The organism is Nitrosomonas sp. PY1 (genome assembly GCF_022836435.1).
Taxonomy (GTDB): Bacteria; Pseudomonadota; Gammaproteobacteria; order Burkholderiales; family Nitrosomonadaceae; genus Nitrosomonas.
Window position 1 is genome coordinate 2,190,784 of record NZ_BQXC01000001.1, and the last position, 19,523, is coordinate 2,210,306.

General features: G+C 43.1%; 20 protein-coding genes and 1 pseudogene. 16 read left to right on the plus strand and 5 right to left on the minus strand.

Going from position 1 to position 19,523, the window contains the following annotated elements; all coding sequences use genetic code 11:
* Positions 1-14: 14 nt before the first annotated feature.
* From queC to ribD, 4 genes are all read left to right on the plus strand, one after another.
* Complete coding sequence (gene queC, locus W03_RS10140; protein ID WP_244072958.1) at positions 15-692, plus strand: 7-cyano-7-deazaguanine synthase QueC; 678 nt, start codon at positions 15-17, stop codon at positions 690-692.
* A gap of 122 nt (positions 693-814) precedes the next feature.
* Positions 815-2,062: a serine hydroxymethyltransferase gene (glyA, locus tag W03_RS10145; RefSeq protein ID WP_244072960.1), complete on the plus strand. Its 1,248-nt coding sequence runs from the start codon at positions 815-817 to the stop codon at positions 2,060-2,062.
* A 41-nt stretch (positions 2,063-2,103) separates the two neighbouring features.
* A complete protein-coding gene (gene nrdR, locus W03_RS10150) occupies positions 2,104-2,565 on the plus strand; it encodes a transcriptional regulator NrdR (RefSeq protein ID WP_244072962.1) in 462 nt (153 codons plus the stop codon).
* Positions 2,566-2,596: 31 nt separating this feature from the next.
* Positions 2,597-3,709 (plus strand): bifunctional diaminohydroxyphosphoribosylaminopyrimidine deaminase/5-amino-6-(5-phosphoribosylamino)uracil reductase RibD, encoded by a 1,113-nt coding sequence (gene ribD / locus W03_RS10155; RefSeq protein ID WP_244072964.1) that lies wholly within the window; start codon positions 2,597-2,599, stop codon positions 3,707-3,709.
* Here the strand turns inward: ribD and W03_RS10160 are convergent.
* The 4 genes from W03_RS10160 to W03_RS10175 all read right to left on the minus strand — a co-directional run bounded on the left by W03_RS10160 (position 3,687) and on the right by W03_RS10175 (position 7,964).
* Complete coding sequence (locus tag W03_RS10160; protein WP_244072967.1) at positions 3,687-4,250, minus strand: response regulator transcription factor; 564 nt, start codon at positions 4,248-4,250, stop codon at positions 3,687-3,689. The genes ribD and W03_RS10160 overlap by 23 nt on opposite strands.
* Positions 4,247-5,518 carry a GerAB/ArcD/ProY family transporter gene (locus W03_RS10165; RefSeq protein WP_244072976.1) on the minus strand — a complete coding sequence of 424 codons (1,272 nt, stop codon included), beginning with the start codon at positions 5,516-5,518 and terminating at the stop codon, positions 4,247-4,249. Before W03_RS10165 ends, W03_RS10160 begins: the two co-directional genes overlap by 4 nt.
* 118 nt (positions 5,519-5,636) lie before the next feature.
* Positions 5,637-6,866: a murein transglycosylase A gene (locus W03_RS10170; RefSeq protein WP_244072978.1), complete on the minus strand. Its 1,230-nt coding sequence runs from the start codon at positions 6,864-6,866 to the stop codon at positions 5,637-5,639.
* Positions 6,867-7,217: 351 nt separating this feature from the next.
* Positions 7,218-7,964, minus strand: coding sequence for a Nif3-like dinuclear metal center hexameric protein (locus W03_RS10175; protein ID WP_244072987.1), 747 nt, complete (start codon positions 7,962-7,964; stop codon positions 7,218-7,220).
* A gap of 79 nt (positions 7,965-8,043) precedes the next feature.
* On the opposite strand from W03_RS10175, the gene W03_RS10180 reads away from it, so the two are divergent.
* The 6 genes from W03_RS10180 to W03_RS10205 all read left to right on the plus strand — a co-directional run bounded on the left by W03_RS10180 (position 8,044) and on the right by W03_RS10205 (position 15,325).
* Positions 8,044-9,183, plus strand: a complete 1,140-nt coding sequence (locus W03_RS10180; RefSeq protein ID WP_244072990.1) for a trypsin-like peptidase domain-containing protein — start codon at positions 8,044-8,046, stop codon at positions 9,181-9,183.
* An 11-nt stretch (positions 9,184-9,194) separates the two neighbouring features.
* Entirely contained in the window at positions 9,195-10,859 is a 1,665-nt protein-coding gene (locus W03_RS10185; RefSeq protein ID WP_244072991.1) for a hypothetical protein, read from the plus strand.
* A 405-nt stretch (positions 10,860-11,264) separates the two neighbouring features.
* On the plus strand, positions 11,265-11,858 hold the full coding sequence (locus W03_RS10190) for an alginate export family protein (RefSeq protein ID WP_244072992.1): 594 nt from the start codon (positions 11,265-11,267) through the stop codon (positions 11,856-11,858).
* 5 nt (positions 11,859-11,863) lie between these two features.
* Positions 11,864-12,088, plus strand: a complete 225-nt coding sequence (locus tag W03_RS10195; protein WP_244072994.1) for a hypothetical protein — start codon at positions 11,864-11,866, stop codon at positions 12,086-12,088.
* Complete coding sequence (locus tag W03_RS10200; protein ID WP_244072996.1) at positions 12,063-12,662, plus strand: alginate export family protein; 600 nt, start codon at positions 12,063-12,065, stop codon at positions 12,660-12,662. Before W03_RS10195 ends, W03_RS10200 begins: the two co-directional genes overlap by 26 nt.
* 845 nt (positions 12,663-13,507) lie before the next feature.
* Entirely contained in the window at positions 13,508-15,325 is a 1,818-nt protein-coding gene (locus tag W03_RS10205; RefSeq protein WP_244072998.1) for an acyltransferase family protein, read from the plus strand.
* 86 nt (positions 15,326-15,411) lie between these two features.
* Here W03_RS10205 and W03_RS10210 read toward each other — a convergent pair whose 3' ends face one another.
* Positions 15,412-15,855: a septal ring lytic transglycosylase RlpA family protein gene (locus W03_RS10210; RefSeq protein WP_244072999.1), complete on the minus strand. Its 444-nt coding sequence runs from the start codon at positions 15,853-15,855 to the stop codon at positions 15,412-15,414.
* Between the two features lie 185 nt (positions 15,856-16,040).
* Here W03_RS10210 and speB point away from each other — a divergent pair, with 185 nt between their 5' ends.
* The 6 genes and pseudogenes from speB to W03_RS10240 all read left to right on the plus strand — a co-directional run bounded on the left by speB (position 16,041) and on the right by W03_RS10240 (position 19,522).
* Positions 16,041-17,033, plus strand: a complete 993-nt coding sequence (speB, locus tag W03_RS10215) for an agmatinase (protein ID WP_244073001.1) — start codon at positions 16,041-16,043, stop codon at positions 17,031-17,033.
* 70 nt (positions 17,034-17,103) lie between these two features.
* The gene (locus tag W03_RS10220) at positions 17,104-17,628 is read left to right on the plus strand and encodes a DNA-deoxyinosine glycosylase (protein WP_244073002.1); all 525 of its coding nucleotides are present in this window, start codon (positions 17,104-17,106) and stop codon (positions 17,626-17,628) included.
* 165 nt (positions 17,629-17,793) lie between these two features.
* The gene (locus W03_RS10225) at positions 17,794-18,270 is read left to right on the plus strand and encodes a hypothetical protein (protein WP_244073004.1); all 477 of its coding nucleotides are present in this window, start codon (positions 17,794-17,796) and stop codon (positions 18,268-18,270) included.
* Between the two features lie 8 nt (positions 18,271-18,278).
* A complete protein-coding gene (locus W03_RS10230) occupies positions 18,279-18,686 on the plus strand; it encodes a hypothetical protein (protein WP_244073005.1) in 408 nt (135 codons plus the stop codon).
* Positions 18,652-19,269: pseudogene (istB, locus tag W03_RS10235) on the plus strand (IS21-like element helper ATPase IstB); the annotation flags it as partial. The gene W03_RS10230 and the pseudogene istB, both read left to right, overlap by 35 nt.
* A 13-nt stretch (positions 19,270-19,282) precedes the next feature.
* A complete protein-coding gene (locus W03_RS10240) occupies positions 19,283-19,522 on the plus strand; it encodes a hypothetical protein (RefSeq protein WP_244073007.1) in 240 nt (79 codons plus the stop codon).
* Position 19,523 lies beyond the last annotated feature (1 nt).

A 19,523-nucleotide genomic window follows, 5' to 3' on the forward strand; every position in this document is an offset into this window, starting at 1 on the left:
ATCAGCAATACATCATGAAAAAAGCCGTAGTATTGTTATCAGGTGGCTTAGATTCAGCAACCACATTGGCTATCGCTCGAAACCAACAATTCAAATGCTATGCGCTGAGTGTTCAGTATGGCCAACGGCATCAATCTGAATTAATCGCCGCCCAACATGTTGCCCGACAGTTACAAGCTCACGAGCATAAATTGATAACCATAGATTTGTCGACATTCGGTGGATCGGCTTTGCTTGATGAATCCATGGCTATCCCAACGAGCGGTACAGCTAATGATACGATTCCCACCACCTATGTTCCCGCAAGGAATACCATTATGCTATCGCTCGCACTTGCCTGGGCAGAAACCTTAGCATGTCAAGATATTTTTATAGGTGTCAATGCAATTGATTATTCAGGCTATCCTGATTGTCGACCGGAATACATCAAAGCATTTGAAAAAATGGCCAATTTGGCAACCAAAGCAACGATAGAAGGCAAAAAAATCACCCTACATACACCACTGATTCATTTGTCTAAAAGCGATATCATTCTTACTGGCATTGCATTGGGTATTGAATACAGCACAACGATTTCCTGCTATCAAGCCGATGACTCAGGACAAGCGTGCGGGTATTGCGATTCTTGTCGCATTCGAAATGCCGGATTTGTAGCAGCTGGAATCGCCGATCCAACGCGCTATCGCGCTTAAGCAGCAACTCACACAACATTAGATTACTCAATCATTTCATTATCCATTGCATGAATTCGAGTTGCTAATGGTAATATATGGCTCTGGTTGATTTACAAAAATTTCAAAGGATTAGTATCGTAATGTTTGCAAAGAATCACACCCTAGAAAATATCGACTCCGAAGTTTGGCAAGCGATTAAAGGCGAAGTTAAACGTCAAGAAGAATACATCGAATTAATCGCATCGGAAAATTACGCCAGCCCAGCCGTTATGGAAGCACAAGGCTCTGTACTGACGAATAAATATGCAGAAGGCTACCCAAACAAACGTTATTACGGTGGCTGTATGTATGCCGACCAAGTTGAACAACTCGCGATTGATCGATTGAAAGCCCTATTTGGTGCTGAGTATGTCAATGTACAACCACATTCTGGATCACAAGCCAATGCCGCAGTGTATTTGTCAGCGCTAAAACCTGGTGATACTTTATTAGGCATGTCTTTGGCACATGGAGGGCATTTGACGCACGGTTCCAGTGTCAACATGAGCGGTAAAATTTTTCATTCGGTATCCTATGGATTGAAGCCGGAAACTGAATTGCTTGATTATGATGAGGTAGAACGTCTAGCCCATGAACATAAACCAAAAATGATCGTGGCGGGCGCTTCTTCATATGCACGTATCATTGATTGGAAACGCTTCCGCGCAATCGCTGATGCAGTTGGCGCTTATTTATTCGTTGACATGGCACATTATGCCGGATTGGTTGCCGCAGGCTTATACCCTAATCCGGTCGGTATTGCTGATTTTGTTACCAGCACTACGCACAAAACCTTGCGCGGCCCTCGCGGTGGTATCATTATGGCCAAACCCGAGCATGAAAAAGCTCTAAATTCCGCTATTTTCCCGCAAACCCAAGGCGGACCACTAATGCACGTAATCGCAGCTAAAGCCGTTGCCTTCAAAGAAGCCGCAACGAAAGAATTCCGGAATTACCAAATACAAGTTATTGACAATGCACGCGTGATGGCAAAAGTACTGACACAGCGCGGCTTGCGCATCGTGTCAGGACAAACCGATTGCCATATGTTCCTAGTTGATTTACGCGCAATGGATCTAACCGGTAAACACGCCGAGGAATCCCTTGAAAAAGCACATATCACTGTGAATAAAAATGCTATTCCCAACGATCCGCAAAAACCTTTTGTTACGAGCGGTATTCGCGTCGGCTCACCCGCCATTACAACGCGAGGTTTTAAGGAGTTAGAAGCGGAACAATTGGCTAATTTAATCGCCGATGTGTTAGCAGCCCCCGATAACGATGCTGTTTTGGCAAAAGTCGCAACGGAAGCCAAACAATTGTGCATGAAATTTCCGGTATACGGCTAACAATTTGCCATAAGTCACAGCGTTTTTTAGCTAGTCATGAAATGAAATGTCCGTTTTGCAATGCTGACGATACCAGTGTCATAGACTCTCGAGATAGCGATGATGGTCACAAAATTCGGCGACGGCGGCGCTGCCAAGGTTGCGATAAGCGATTTACAACGTATGAGTCGGTTGAACTCCACTTACCTGAAGTGGTAAAACATGATGGTAGTCGCACAGAGTTTGACCGCAATAAGCTTCTCACCGGCTTTAAACGAGCGCTACACAAGCGCCCGGTACCGACCAGCTATGTTGACGCAGCAATTGACCGCATTGTGCAAAAACTGCTAAGCACTGGAGAACGCGAGGTGTCATCTCGCAGTATCGGCGAAAGCGTGATGCAAGAACTTTATCGCCTCGATAAAGTAGCCTATATCCGTTTCGCATCGGTATATAAAAGCTTTCAAGACACTGATGACTTCCGTGATGCGATCCAGGAAGCAGAAAAGCCCTCTGATGATTAAGCAATAGCTTTCCCTATTCAACATTACCACGATGTTTTCTGCTGCCGATCATACTTTCATGTCACATGCGTTGCAGTTAGCTGAGAAAGGATTATATAGCACCACACCCAACCCCCGCGTTGGATGCGTAATCGTTCAAAATGAACATATCATTGCCAGTGGGTGGCATAAAAAATCAGGCCATCCACATGCCGAAATATATGCGCTGAAAATGGCAGGTGAAGCAGCGCGTGACGCCACAGCCTATGTAACGCTTGAACCATGCAATCATTATGGATTGACGCCACCTTGCGCAAGGGCTTTGATAGAAGCCGGAATTGCGAAAGTCAATATAGCAATGGAAGATCCCAATCCAATAGTTGCCGGACGCGGTCGAGTGCTATTACAACAAGCCGGTATTACAGTAACGACAGGATTATTGGAAGCACAGGCACAAGCGCTCAATATCGGTTTTGTTTCACGCATGACGCGAAAAAAACCATGGGTACGCTTAAAGATCGCAACCAGCCTCGATGGGAAAATTGCTCTTCGGAACGGTGCCAGTCAGTGGATTACTGGAGAAGCGGCACGAATCGATGCTCATCGTTGGCGTGCGCGCTCTTGTGCCATTATGACTGGTATCGGCACGGTCAAATCCGATAATCCGCAACTCACAGTTCGGCACGTTGAAACAACTCGCCAGCCGAAAAAAATCGTGCTCGACAGCCAGCTATCCATTCCGCTGAGTACCTCACTATTACGAGATGAATCAGTTATTATCTTCACCACTAACCGTCAAAATCAAGGAAAAATATCGCAGCTCACACAATTAGGCGTTCAAGTAATCCTTATGCCTGCAAATAATGGCATGGTCGACCTAGAAAAAATGCTAACCCTGCTAGCCACTGATTTTGCTATGAATGAAATTTTGGTGGAAGCAGGAAGCCATCTGAATGGCGCTTTACTTAACGCCAATTTAGTCGATGAAATTATCTTATATATAGCACCACATCTACTTGGCGATGATGCGCAAGACATATTTAGGTTACCTGGATTGGTTGACCTTAAACAGAAAAAAACATTAATTTTTGAGGATATCCGTACAATAGGACAAGATATCCGTATCATTGCGCGCCCAGTTGCTACTGGCGTACAGGTCGTTTAGCTAATTTACGCTGCAAGGTACGGCGATGCATATTGAGTATTCGGGCTGTCACAGAAACATTGTTATCGTTCTCACTCAAAATACGCTGTATATATTCCCATTCCAGTCGCCCCACCGATAGAGGATTGGCGCTAATCGACATATCGGAATCGCCACTGGTGCGTTCAAATGCAGCCATGATTTCATCAGCATCGACAGGTTTTGCCAAATAATGCGTTGCACCCAGTTTAATTGCTTCAATCGCAGTTGCAATACTCGCATAACCCGTTAGCATCACGATTCTGGTACCAGGATCTAGAGCCTTTAATTTCTCAACCAAAACAAGTCCGGATTCATTCGATAATTTTAGATCCACGATCGCATATTCAGTAGTCGCAGATTCACACAAGCCCAGTGCATCTTCAATACTATGCGCACAGACCACCTGAAATCCTCGCTTGGTCATGGCTTTCGCCAACACACTACAAAATACCGTATCATCATCCACAATGAGTAGACTGGGGTTCTCTTCGGTACAATCTTCTAAAGAAATTTGGCTCATGATCTTGTTGCAATGAGTGGTAAAATAACTTGTGTGCATGCACCACCTTGTTCAAGGTTAAACAAGCGTACACTTCCACCAAAACGCTCGATATTAGCATTGGCAAGGAATAACCCAATACCAAAACCCTGCTGCCCAGGTTTCTTACTGGAGAAAAACGCCTCCCCAGCACGTTCCATCGCCTCTGCTGATAAACCTTCACCATCATCGACAATCTCAAAATGTAATATTTGTGTGGTCCAACTACTCTTGATATCGACACACTTAGAAGAAGCGTCTGCAGCATTATTTAGCAAATTAAGAATCGATTGACTAAGCAGCTGATTCTCCATAATTTTAGGTATCGGCTGTACGCCACCACTATGGTAGGTAAATTCCACCGAGGGGCGTATCAATTTCCACTTATCCAGAATCTGGTTCAAAAATTCATCAACAGGCAATTCGCTACCTTGCTCAGTTCTAGCATGCCCAGCTTTCGCCAGCAAATGAGTAAGCGTTTGCTTACAATGCCCGATCTGATCTTTGAGGATACGAACATTGTTCTGGAATTCGGTGTCCTGAGCATAATCTTTCTGTAATTCTCCGGCAATCACCGCCATCGTGGAAAGTGGCGTCCCTAGTTCGTGTGCCGCACCGGCTGCCAAGGTTCCTAACGCGATAATTTGCTCGTTACGTAAAGCTTGTTCACGTGCTTTTGCAAGATCTCGATCACGATCACGAATGGATGAACTCATGAGAACTACAAACCACGCGATAATCACAGTGCTTAATACAAAAGCCAGCCACATTCCCGATACGTGCAAAGCAAACTCAATCAAGTGATTTTCATGGTTATGCGGCAATGGAATATAAATAAATAACAGTACTGAATAACAGGCAATGGTAATGATCGCCATTACCCAGGTATAGCGCCAGGGTAGCACTGCTGCAGTGATTGTTAATGGCAACAAATACAATGAAATAAATGGATTAGTAGATCCGCCGCTAAAATAAAGCAGACAACTGAGCGCCACCACATCAACCAATAGTTGTAAAAAAAATTCAATATTAGTCACCGGCCATTTTTGATGCAAGCGTATCCAAGTGAGAAAATTAACCAATACAAGCAGTACGATCACCACAATCATCTCACCCCACGGGATAACGATATCGATGCTCCAATACATGATTGTCAGCGCTAAAGCCTGCACTGCAATAGCTATATTGCGGAGCAAAAAAAGACGCTGCAAATTTTTACTGATAGGTAACTTACTCAGCTCACGAAACATGAGAAACACACAATATGGATAGCATGCATTTTATAAAATGCAAAACATTAACCGAAATTTGTAACATTAGCCATGCGGCAAATTGTCTCAGGAAAATTAATACGCTGATAGATATCGACTATTTCGACACTGTCATATTACTCTTTGGCATTAAAACCCACATCTTTCCATTCTGCTTCATTTTACCGGCTTGATTGGTTGCTTCTTCGCCATAACCCCAGAAGAAGTCGGCACGAACCCCTCCTGTAATAGCGCTACCGACATCTTGCGCCACCATCAATCGATTCAGCGGTTTATTGGTATTAGGCCAAGTAGTGGCCAAAAATACAGGTGCACCTTGCGGAATGGATTGAGGATCAATGGCAATGCTGCGTCCCGCCGTTAGCGGTACGCCTAAAGCACCAATAGGGCCTGATATGTCCGCTGGTAGCTCACGAAAAAATACATAGCGAGCATTTTGTTTCAACAACTCGGGTAATTTGCTGGGATTCTTCTTCCCCCATTGCTTTATTCCTTGCATGGATGCATTTTCTAGCAACAAATCACCGCGCTGCACGAGTAATTTCCCGATAGAACTATACGGATGACCATTCTGATCTGCATATCCAATTTTAACGATCTCGCCATTCTCGAGCATCACTCGACCCGATCCTTGTATCTGCAAAAAAAACAGCTCGATTTCATCATCGACCCATAGAAATTCATACTGACTTAGTAACTTAGGGTCTTTCATGATTTCGGCGCGAGTATAATAAGGTACGATTTTGCGCCCATCCAGGCGCCCTCTTAACCGCAAGTCTTTTACTTCAGGGTACAGTGTGTCTAAACTAATTGTCAGCAACTCGGAAGGTGCGGAATGGATGGGATAACGATATCGCGCTGACGGCTTCCGGCTTCCTTTCAACAAAGGTTCGTAGTACCCTGTAACGATTCCTTCTTCAGTATTATCCTTATTGATAATTTGATAAGGAATAAAGTTGTTTCTAAAAAACTTTGATAATGCTGCATGGTCAGGTTTACTCAGCGACTTTGCCGCTTGGCAAGACGCTTTCCAAAGCGATTGCTGACTGAGTACACTACAGCTTTTTACAAACGCTTGCCAAGCAGGTAATAAGTCGTCGCTCTCCCAACCTACAAGCGCAGACCAAGGAACAGGTTTATGGATCGATTTCGTAAATACCTTCCCAGAATCAATTGAGGATGGCGTCTGTATGGCGGTTGGTACTTGAGGGGTAGGTAAAGTTTCAACAGATTGCGAATCCTTGTCCGTGGGGCTGACTGTACTCGTCGAACAAGCTGCCAGTGACAACAAAGCAATCAATGAAATGAAATAAGATAGTTTTTCCATTAAAATGTAGATACGCTGATTATTGTGTACTTTATTTAAGAGCAAATTTCTAATTATGTGGTGGTTACTAGTAGTCGAAGCAGCACTCGCGGCTGGATTGTTTATTTTTATCATTTGGTGGACAATGTTTTCTGGCAAGAAAAAGAAAGATGATGAAAATAACTCATAATTCCCAATAACTTGAAACATACTACTATCTCGCTGCTCATAGCCAGCAGTCTGTTAAAGAACGCATTCGAAACAACGATACCAGGCAGAAATAGCTGAAACGCAGTGTATCTATCAAATGAGCATTTAGGATCATTTTTCAATACCGAGATAAAATATAATTGTAGTCAAACTCGATGCGCATCATACTGGATTATCAATATCAATAAACTGATGTTGTATCGAAAATTTTTGTGCCACGTGATCGCCAAGCGCCTGTACGCCATAACGCTCCGTCGCATGATGTCCTGCGGCAATAAATGCGATTCCGGTTTCGCGTGCTAGATGTACGTTATGTTCAGAAATTTCCCCAGTAATATAGGCATCGACATCTTGTTTCACTGCTGCCTCAAAATAGTTTTGTGCACCACCCGTGCACCAAGCGATACGGCGAACGATCATATCCGCACTACCGATAACTTGAGGTTTTCGTAATAGTGTTCGAGATATTTTTTCTGTTAACGCTTTTAACGTAATTGCCCTATTTAGCTCTCCATGAATCATAATGTCCTGTCCACCAAAGCGCCCCGTTTCAATAAACCCCAACTTCTTCCCTAAAAGGGTATTGTTGCCGAATTGCGGATGCGAATCGAGCGGCAGATGATAAGCCAATAAATTGATTTGGTGCGCCATTAACAAGCTGATTCTGCGATGTTTCACGCCAACAATCCTGGCATCCTCATTGCGCCAAAAATAGCCATGATGCACCAGAATCGCATCGGCTTTAGCGGCAATAGCCGCTTGCAAAAGATCGACAGAGGCCGTTACACCGCTAACGATATTTTGAATTTCGGGGCGCCCTTCCACTTGAAGCCCATTTGGGCAATAATCCTGGAAGCGATGAATGTCTAATAATTCATTCAGGTACTTTTCCAACTCATCGCGATGCATATGGGCTCCTTTCTATGCTGCACATAAAATTTGATATACAGCAATGACAGTTTGTTTCATTTAGGGAGGTAAAGTATTTATGTATAAACATTGGTTAATTTTCACACAAAGTATCACTGTGTTGCTGGCCATTTTTTTTATCGTTTCATCCTTGCGTCCGGATTTGCTATCCTGGCGACCACGTGGAGAAGTAGTTGTCATCCGAGAATCAACGCCCACGCCCAGTAACGACCGTACCGACAGTTATGCCAAAGCCGCGGAAGTAGCCATGCCCTCGGTAGTCAATATTTTTACCAGTAAAGAAATTAAAGTTCCTTCGCATCCCTTACTCGATGATCCCGCACTACGAAAATTCTTTGGTGATCCATCAGAATCGCGCGCGCGGCGCCGGGCAAATTTGGGTTCTGGAGTTATCGTCAGCTCCAATGGTTATATCTTAACGAATCATCATGTCATTGAGGCAGCGGATGAAGTTGAAATCGCTATGATTGACGGGAGAAAAGCAAAAGCGACCATCATCGGCACAGACCCTGAAACAGATCTGGCGGTATTAAAAATTGATTTAAGCAATTTACCCGCTATTATTTTTGGTCAGTCAGAACAAGTTAAAGTAGGTGATGTCGTATTGGCGCTAGGAAATCCCTTTGGAGTTGGCCAAAGCGTCACGATGGGCATTGTCAGCGCACTCAGCCGCAATCATGTGGGTATCAATACCTTTGAAAACTTTATACAAACCGATGCAGCCATAAACCCAGGTAATTCGGGTGGCGCACTCACCGACACAGCGGGTAATTTAATTGGTGTGAATACCGGCATCTACTCGAAAACAGGAGGTTCATTGGGTATCGGCTTTGCAATTCCAGCTCATGTAGCCAAACAAATCATGGAACAAATTATTGAATCCGGTAGCGTCATTAGAGGTTGGCTAGGTGTAAGCATGCAAGATATGACTGAAGAATTGTCTGAGTCGCTAAATATAAAACAAGTCTCAGGATCGCTGGTTGCAAGCGTGCTTAAAGATGGTCCTGCTGATAAAGCAGGCATCAAACCGGGCGATGTGCTTATTGCTGTTGAATCGCAGCCGGTTAAAAATGCTGCGGAGATACTCAACTTGGTTGCCGCTCTGGCGCCCGGAAAAACAGTCAATATAACGGTTTTACGCAATAAAGAAGAGAAGTCCATTCCCATTACCGTCGGTGTACGGCCAAAGCAAAAATAGCCTAAAAAATAATGAATAAAAACAATCTAACAGAACAATCATCATCCGGCTTTGTCACGAAGCTATTTTCTTGGTTGGATACAAACATTCTCTCGCTAGGAAGGGAAATGCGCTTGTCCTACCTACCACCTTTGATGGTATATGTGGCCGCAGGCATTTCAGGACTGACAGGCATTGTTGGTACCTTTTACGTCAAGGAGAAGCTTGGACTTACACCAGAATTTCTCGCCATGCTAGGTTTCTGGATGATGTTACCTTGGGCAATAAAAATGCCTTTAGGACACTTAGTTGATTTGATTTGGCGCTGGAAAAGTATATTAGTGTACCTCGGTGCCAGCCTGATTATGCTCAGCTTACTGATCATGATCGGCTTGTTGGGACATACAGAAGCTATGGCTGCTAAAGCGCCAGTAGAAACATGGTATATCTTGTCAGCATTGCTAGCACCGGTTGGTTATGTGCTACAAGATGTCGTAGCTGATGCCATGACAGTCGAAGCGGTACCGCGTATAGATGAGAACGGTGAAAAATTTAACGCCGAAAAACGCAAACTGATGCACGTAACCATGCAAACATTAGGTCGTGTAGCGATTATCGGAGGTGGCTTGCTGGTATCGGTCGCGAATGTACTTTTATTACGCGATGCCAATACATTATCAGAAAACGAGAAAGAGGGTGTGTATCTATTAGTCTATCAATTGGCTTTAATCATTCCATTAATTTCAATTATGGGCACTATGTTAGCGTCATGGCTTCACTACCGTGAGCGCAAGCGTCTACATTATCTGGGACATAGTCACCAAGAAATTGCCACACTATTAGACTCTCATACTGAAACACCTCCTATCAATTGGTGGATCTTAGGAGGTGGATTGGCTTTCACCGTGATGTCTTTAGCTGTAGGCATAAGCCGTATTCCGGCTGGAGAAGAGATCGTTTTTGTTGTATCGATGACAATTATAATTTTCTTGATGTGGCGCTTAACCCAAGAATTGGAACCAGAAGCCCGTAACGTCTTAGTCGGTACAGCCATTATGATATTTGTATTCCGGGCCATTCCAGGACCCGGTGCCGGTTCCACTTGGTGGATGATCGATGAATTGGGATTCGACCAACAGTTTCTGGCTGTTCTGTCCTTAGTGGGTGCAATATTGACCTTGTTCGGTATGTTTATTTTCCGCCGCTTCATGGCAGAGCGCTCGATTGCTTATATTATCGTGTTTCTCACCGTTGTCGGTACCTTTCTAACGTTACCAATTATAGGTATGTTTTTTGGTTTACATCACTGGACAGCCTCGTTGACCGGTGGCTTTGTAGATGCACGCTTTATTGCATTGATCGATACCGCGCTGGAATCTCCATTGGGACAAATTGCCATGATCCCGATGTTGGCTTGGATTGCCAATTCTGCACCGGATAAGCTAAAAGCGACCTTTTTTGCCGTCATGGCCTCGTTCACGAATTTAGCATTATCGGCCTCGCAGTTAGGAACAAAGTACCTGAATCAGTTTTTTGATGTAAAGCGAGAAATTAAAGATAGCCTTACAGGCCAAGTCACGATGCCAGCCGATTATAGCGAACTAGGCCAGTTATTGATCACCGCAACGATCATCGGTTTTGTCATACCGTTAATGACAATCTTAATCATCAAACATACACGTTTTCAAAGCGCCTAATCAAAAGATATTGCTATACAGGAAACGCGATATCAATGAGCGCGTGTCAATCAGATTTGCTTTAAATAGCGATCGGATCAATATTTTCGTTTCGTTACTGCTACAATACCGTAGAATAACGTAAGGGCCTCAATAATGCTTACTTCCGCTTACTTCGATGAAATCACAGCTATTCCATCAATCCTTCTGTAAATAACCATAAAATTTCTTATAACTCGATTACCAGTTATTAATGTTGGATTCGTGATCTGCTGGCATAACATAATTATGAAGGAGAAGAGCTATATGCTTCTTCCAAGAAGTAGTCTTGCTTACGGAATTGTCTAATTGTTGATGGGGTTTTTATCGAGTAATTGTTCTCTTGCATCTGCAATAGAGGATACGAAAAAGAAGAAGTTTGATCCAATGCAAATTGCTAGTGCGGGTACAAAAAAACTCGATCAGGTGCCAATTATTGCGCAAATTCCTACAACCGGAAATGTAAAATTATTCAGCATAACGGAATCAGCCGGGAATATGCGGTTTGACTTCGATATTCTGCCTAAGTTGATAGAAGAGGGAAAATCGCCCTTCTCGACGCTTACTCCAGATTGGCTCAAAATAGCCATTGAGCAACGAACACGATACGCCTTGTATGACCATGGTGTTACTCGAAGCATTCCCGGGTTTGACGACATGGTTCATATGCGTACAAGGTTTTTATTTGAAGTCTTTAAGGCTACGGATCCTCTGAAGTTTACGTTAGAACTCACAGATATGCGTGCGCCATTGGCTCATTACGGTCAAGCTCACTCAAATGAATTCGCCAATCACTTCGATTTTACCCGGCTTCACGTCGGTTTGAATTCTCAAAATTTTCTGGGAACAGGATATGCTGCCAAGTTCGAAGTTGGGCGTTTTGCGTTTGATTTTGGTCATTCTCGCTTGATTGGTGGACACCGGTTTGGTACTTTTACACCCACCTTCGACGGCATGGTGTTCACGGTCGGCAATGAGTAAGAGAAATGGGGGTTACGCGTCTTCGGCACCCGCCCGTTGACCGCAAGCCGACGCATCTCGACTGGAATACTCCAGCAACATACTTTTCGGGCGCGCAAATTACCAACCGCGATATATCCTGGGCTAATTTCAATATTTATTTTTTTCAGTTAAATGAAGGCCATAAGATGAAACAACGTAATTTATCAACGACAGGTTTCCCGGTTGTTTGCCAAACCCGTTACGGGTAAATTAGACTATGAAATCGAATCCATGTATCAGTTTGGCGATACCAACCATAAACACCATTTTGCGAACCGCCATCATGGTGAGGTGGGTTATTCTTTTAAAACAGCCATGCCTTCTCGGTTGGCTTATTTGTTCGACTATTCATCAGGAGATCGTGACCCTGACAAGAACTTCGATATTTTATACGCAAGGCGGCGGGCGGAATACGGGCCAACCGGGTTACTTGGAGCATTTTTTCCTTCCAATCTTATGTCACCCGTGGGTTTTCGTGCAACACTGATACCAACGCCAACTGTCCAACTTATGATGGTGAATCGCGCCTTTTGGCTGGCTGATAAATATGGCGCCTATGTCGGTAGCGGTCTGCAAGATACAACCGGTAGCGCGGGATCTTTTCTGGGTAATATGCTTGATGTCAGTGTTGGTTGGAGTCCACAATGGAGTTATTGGAAATACGTAAGCTTCGACGTCGGCTACACTCGCATATTCAAAGGCGATTACTTTGATAAAGTACCACAAAGCCCAGGTTCGGCTGATACCAATTTCGGATATATGATGACAACTATCAAATTCTAAAATAGTGGTCGTTTTTTGGTCAAAATAGCAATTAAAAATGCTAAGATTTAGCCGTGCGATGCATCATCAATAGAATCTACTTGAGTACTTCAGCGCTTTAAGCTTATCGCTGCATATGATCGGCCGCCTCGAGCCGATCGTACCACTTCCAGTATGATTCGATTCGTGTGCGCATGCTCTCCTGACCGCTTTTGCTCTCATTTCCTTCCGGCCGTAACCCCTTTTAAGAAATATGTTTTTACAGAGCAAGTCCAATCTTAGATGTTCTGATAACTATCTATGCAGCAAAATTGCTGTGTTAGTTGATGCACGAAAACTCGTCATTTCTATTAGAAGAGACCTTTGCAAAAGTCTTTTGGTATATTTTCATGTTACTGTTTCTATTGATACTAAATTTTAAGAGATGAGGTTTTGCAAAGGTCTCAGAAATCCTTTTCCTATATCCCATTCGCCTTGTGATTTGCTTGTTCGATGAGCTAATCAGTATATCCCTCATAGAAAATATAAAGTTAGCTACCTCAGGATAAATACGTAGGTTTTTATACTAAAATTTCTTATAATACTTTAAAATATCATGGTTTTTTATAGAACGAGACCTTTGCAAAAGCCTTTTGATGGATCTTCAGGTTACTGTTTTTATTGATATTAAATTTCAAGAAATGGGGTTTTGCAAAGGTCTCAGAACATCTATTTTTTATTCCGTTCTGTTCTAACGTGATCAATGCAACTAACGATTCATACGGTTTCAACTTTTTCATAAAAACTTGCATCACTATATTTTTTATTAAATTTATTACCAAATAAATTGCAATTTACCCTAATATTTGCAATTCAAAGCTTAATTTATGGAATATAGAAAAGATATTCAAATACTTAGAGGAATATCAGTTCTTTTAGTTGTTCTTTTTCATCTTGAAATTGGCGGCTTTAAGAGTGGATTTTTAGGCGTTGATGTTTTTTTTGTAATTAGTGGTTATCTAATGGCCATTCTTTACAATCCTGAACGAAAATGGGATTTTTTTGTAAAACGAGCGCGCCGCCTATTACCCGCCTATTTTGCAATCATAGTGTTGACATTGTTCGCGTGCATACTGATAACCATACCAAATGATTACGATTCTGTCGTCAAGCAAGCACTATTCGGCGCATTTTTTACATCCAATATTGGATATTGGATGGAGAACTCCTATTTCAGCAAATCTGCTTTTAATCCATTGCTGCACTTATGGTCGCTGGGTGTTGAAATTCAGTTTTATCTCTTATTACCTTTTCTAGTTTGGCTTTTTTCTAAATTCCGAGGTAGTTATTTTATTGTCTTATTAGGTTCTCTGGTGGCTTGTCTCTATATGACCGGCGTTTCCCCTAAAACTGCATTCTTTATGTTGCCATTCAGACTGTGGGAATTTCTTTTAGGATATGGTATCGCTAGATTGGTCTTGCGCGGTACCTTAGGCAAGAACGAGACAATGCGATGGCTAGGTGTTGTCGGCCTGACACTATTGTTAGCTATTCCCATGATTACAGTCGATGGAAATGCAACTAACTTTATACAAGGACATCCGGGGTTACCCGCACTTAGCGTATGCCTAGCAACCGCTTTAATCCTTGGTGTTGGCTTACCATCAGTGGTAGAAAACCTTCGTATTGCGGGCTGGTTAGAAAAACTGGGACAATATTCCTACTCGGTCTACTTAGTCCATTTCCCACTCATTGTACTTTTTTTGTACAAACCTTTTTCAGGGACAGTTTTGCATGCGGAAGCATACTGGCAAACTGCAGCACTTGTCGGTTTGATTATCATCCTTTCTAAGGCAATGTATGCACTTATCGAGAACCCGCTACGATTAGAGCGCAATAATATTCGATATGCCTTAATTTCTTGCAGCTTAGCTATTCTGATCTCAGGCCCTTTAGGCACTTTAATACAAGTTATGACGATTCCTGAGAAGGAAATGCTAATTTATAAGGCCTGGACAGATCGCTCGGAGTATCGTTGCGGAAAAATTAAGCGCATTCTAGACCCATTAGCAATTAGTTGCGAAATTACTGAACCACTGGATAAGCCAGGACGACATATCATGCTGGTAGGTAACAGTCATGCCGATTCCATCAAAGACACATTCAAGTCAGCCGCTGAAGAAAGAAATCTATCAGTTCGTTTTATAGCCAGCAACACTCCGTTAATGAAAAATGGAATCACCCCGGAGAGTCTAATAAAGGAAGCAAAATTGCATCAAATCGATACAATCGTATTTCATTATGCACCGAGCTCAATTGATGCGTCGATTATTCAAAAAACAGTGTCTCTTGCCGACGCAGAAAATATATCGAGTGCTTTTATCATGCCAATACCGGTTTGGCGTGACCATATTCCTATGGCACTATGGAAACATTTGAAGCTTAATGATCCATTACCGTCAGCAAATCTAACCGATTATCAAATTTACAATCAGACCTTAATTGAAGGCTTAGCCACTATAACCAACAAAAAATGGAAAATTTATCAAGTTGCGAACTACTTATGTGCGAATGACTGCAAAATATCAGATGACTCAGGCAGACCACTTTATTTCGACTCAAGTCATCTAACGCTCACAGGAAGTGAATATCTGCGAAAAGTTTTTGAACAAATCATTGAAGATGTTATTAATCTAACCAAGTAAAGTTTGAGATTCCGAAACGGTATACTTATGAGTGAAGACTTTAATTCATTCTTTCTTTCGTATCGTATCGCTCCACATACTAATCACTAATCATTAAGGTGCTCTATCTTTACTTTCATAACACCAGAAAGCCCAATTTTTTTCGCTGCGCCACGAGACAAATCAATCACTCTGCCCTTCTTGAAAGGCCCTCGATCATTGACGATCACATCCACCTGAAGTCCATTTTGTAAATTTGTAACCCTAACACGTGAAGGTAACGGCAAAGTTTTATGCGCAGCAGTAACTCGCTCGGGTATAAAGCGCGTACCCATCGAAGTGCGATTACCGAATTCCGATCCGTACCAAGATGCATATCCGATTTCGCGATAACCTTTTGCCGATTTCAAAGGATAATAGGTCACACCAAAAATCGTATACGGTTTATTGTATGCGGCCATCAAATTCGGTGCGCGCAATTCAATATTCGATGACTGAAACGGTTTATCGGAAAACAAAGACGCACAGCCGCTGATTAGAATGCAGATCATTACAATGCAACTTCTGAAATAAACCATAATCAATGAATGCATAACATAAACTGAAAGCGTACATTAGATGCACATTATAATCTTACGAGTATAAATTCTTACAAGATAGAATTGCGTTTCTTATTAGCAAGATTAGACTAATTTTTCATTACATAAGGTTATGTTTTTAGGAGATTTCAAATAATATGAAGGAAATGGAAGTCAAGATTGACGGTGCAATAGCCTGTGAATCCCCCTATGGTATGCGGCGAGAACCTACCTTTGCAGGTGTTTTATCGTTCTTGCGGCGCAATTACTCTAAAGATCTAACCGGTGCCGATCTGGTCATCAGCGGAATACCATTCGATTTGGGTGTTACCTATCGATCTGGCGCACGTTCCGGGCCACAAGCCATTCGCCTTGCATCCGCCGAAATCGCTTCGCTCAAACCGTACCCCTGGGGTTTCGATCCCTTCGAGAAATTAGCTGTAATCGATTTCGGTGATTGTTATCTGGACACACACCACCCTATGTCGACACACCAAGCCATTGTCGACCATGCCCGGCATATATTGAACTCGGGCGCACGTATGCTAACCTTGGGTGGTGACCACTACATCAGTTATCCGCTACTCAAAGCGCATGCTGAGCGCTTTGGCAAACCGCTTTCACTGATTCATTTTGATGCGCACAGCGATACTTGGTCTGATGATAGTCAGGAATCTCTCAATCACGGCACCATGTTTTATAAAGCCATCAAGGAAGGCATCATCGATCCAAAGCGTTCGGTACAAATCGGCATTCGGACTTGGAATGATGACTTCATGGGCATCTCTGTCCTGGATTCGCCCTGGGTACATCGCTATGGTCCTGAAGCCGTAATTGCGGATATTAAGCGCATTGTAGGACAACATCCTGCTTATCTAACATTCGATATCGATTGCCTCGATCCAGCTTTCGCCCCCGGTACCGGCACTCCTGTTTGCGGTGGATTATCGACAGCGCAAGCGTTAGCCATCATCCGTGGTCTAACCGGAATGAATTTAATCGGTATGGATGTGGTTGAAGTAGCGCCTGCTTACGATCACAGTCAGATAACAGCACTGGCCGCAGCCCATATTGTCTGCGATTTCATTTGTTTGATTGCAAAACAAAAATCGGATGAAGGATTACCACCAATTCATGCTGTTAGCAAGTGATGAAAATAACACGCATAGGAACTGAGTACACACTCCGCTTCTTCACCATTCTCATCATTCTTGATGGCCCATGTCTCTGATACAAAGCTTTCCTCCCATTGTTGGGAAACAAGCAAAAATTCTGATTCTCGGGAGTATGCCGGGAGAAGCTTCTTTGGCTGCAAAACAATATTATGCGCATCCGCACAACGCTTTTTGGCCGATCATAACACAGTGGCTGGAAATTCCACTAGAAACATCTTACCAAGAAAAAATTGCGGCGCTACAAGCTTCGTCCATTGCACTTTGGGATGTGTTGAAATCCTGTCGGCGTACCGGCAGTCTGGATTCTAATATTAAGGCCGACGAGCAAATTATCAATGATTTTCATACATTCTTTGCAACTTATCAAAAAATTACTCAAGTGATTTTCAATGGCAGTAAGGCGGAAACGTGCTTTAAAAGAAATGTATCGCTTGTTACGAATTTGCACAGATTAAACTTGCTTCGCTTGCCTTCCACCAGTCCAGCAAATGCTCGTATGTCCTTCGAAGAAAAACGCCACATTTGGCACAAAAATCTTCAGGTAGTGAGAAACCGAGTCCCCAAGTGTTAGCACATTAAACAAAGAACTAGAGCCAGATCTGAGCTGCTTATGATATCCATAGTGTCAAACCGCGTGCAAAACTTACCGGGATTTTGGGTAAATCGGCGTTGAAAAGTTTCCACCCAGGATTGTTAAATACCCGACATTTAGTCGGAGAATTCTGGAGTGATAACAATGGATATTATTGCCGAAGTCAGAAGGCGTCATTTTGTTAGTAAGGAAAGTATCGGTTCAATAGCGCGTTCATTGGGATTATCACTCCCCACGGTCAGGAAGCATTTACAGACAGAAGCTGAACCGGTATATCGGCGTCGCATTCAAATTGCACCCAAACTGGGTGAATTCAAGATGTTATTAACGAAATGGCTTGAAGCAGAAGCATTGTTACCCCAAAGGCAACGTCGTACAGCGGTGCGCTTATATGAAGGTTTGGTTGATGAGGGTTATACAGGTGTTTATGACAGTGTTCGGCGATTTGTTAAACAATGGAAGGCCAGTTACAAGAACACACCTTCATTAAAGCAAGCCTTTGTTCCTTTGGCGTTTAAGCCTGGTGAAGTCTGTCAATTTGACTGGAGTCAGGAAGTTGTCGAGATCGGCGGTATAGAGCAAGCTATCAAAGCGGCACATTTGCGTTTTATGGCGGCGTGACCTTGCAGATGATTTATGACAATCCTAAAACGATTGTGGATACCGTTTTTATGGGCAAAGGGCGACAGTTTAACCGACGGTTTATGGCATTGGCCAATCACTATTTGTTTGAACCGGTAGCTTGTACACCGGCAGCTGGATGGGAGAAAGGTCAAATTGAGAATCAAGTAGGAAATGTCAGAGAGTGGTTATTTACGCCACGCGTAAAATTCGAGACCCTGGATGATCTAAATCGTTGGTTAGAAAAGCGGTGCCAAGAGCTATCAAACAGAAAACACCCTGACTTTTCATCACAAACCATTGCTGAGTGTTTTCAGCAAGAACAGCCATTTTTGAGGCAAATAACCACACCTTTCGCCGGCTACATTGAACACCTGTTGAAAGTTTCCAATTCACCGGGATTTGGTGAAATTTGACTGGAATGAAACACTGCTCTCACGCCAGCAAATAGAGCAGCTCGCAACGGCTGGTTTTATGGATGACGCACATAACCTCATTCTGGTCGGCGGCACGGGAACAGGTAAAACCCATTTGGCCACTGCACTGGGTATCGCAGCTATCCATCATGGAAAACGTATAAGATTCTTTAACGCCATTGATCTGGTTAATCTTCTGGAACAAGAAAAACAACTGAATAAAACCGGAAATCTGGCCAAAAGACTCATCCAATTTGACGCCGTCATCCTGGATGAACTGGGATACCTGCCTTTCCCTGAATCCGGAGGCGCCTTGCTGTTCCATTTAATCAGCCAATTGTATGAGCGTACCTCACTCATCATAACTACCAACTTAAAATTCAGTGAATGGGTGCAGGTTTTTGGCGATGCAAAAATGACCACCGCTCTGTTAGACCGAATTACCCATCATTGTGACATCATCGAAACAGAAAATGATTCTTATCGAATAAATTTGCTCCGCGCACCCTGCGCCTATCCCCGCGGCAAGACCACGGGGAATTGCAAATTCAAGCATTGTAAAAAGTGTATAAAAACCGATTAACCAAATATACCAGGTGGAAACTTTTCAACGCCGATACCTGGAAAGTTTTCAATGCCGATTGACAGCAGATAGCCATATTTATGGGCCAACTTATACAGTTAATGGTATCTCGCATCAAACATTGAATACTCCGTCTGACGTAGCCAGCGGAGATTACACAGGCAAGACCTTCGATAAGGTGACAACGAATTGGCTGAACCATCCGGGCAGCAATTTGTTAACCGTGACGACTAGGCCAACGTCGTGGCAGTAAA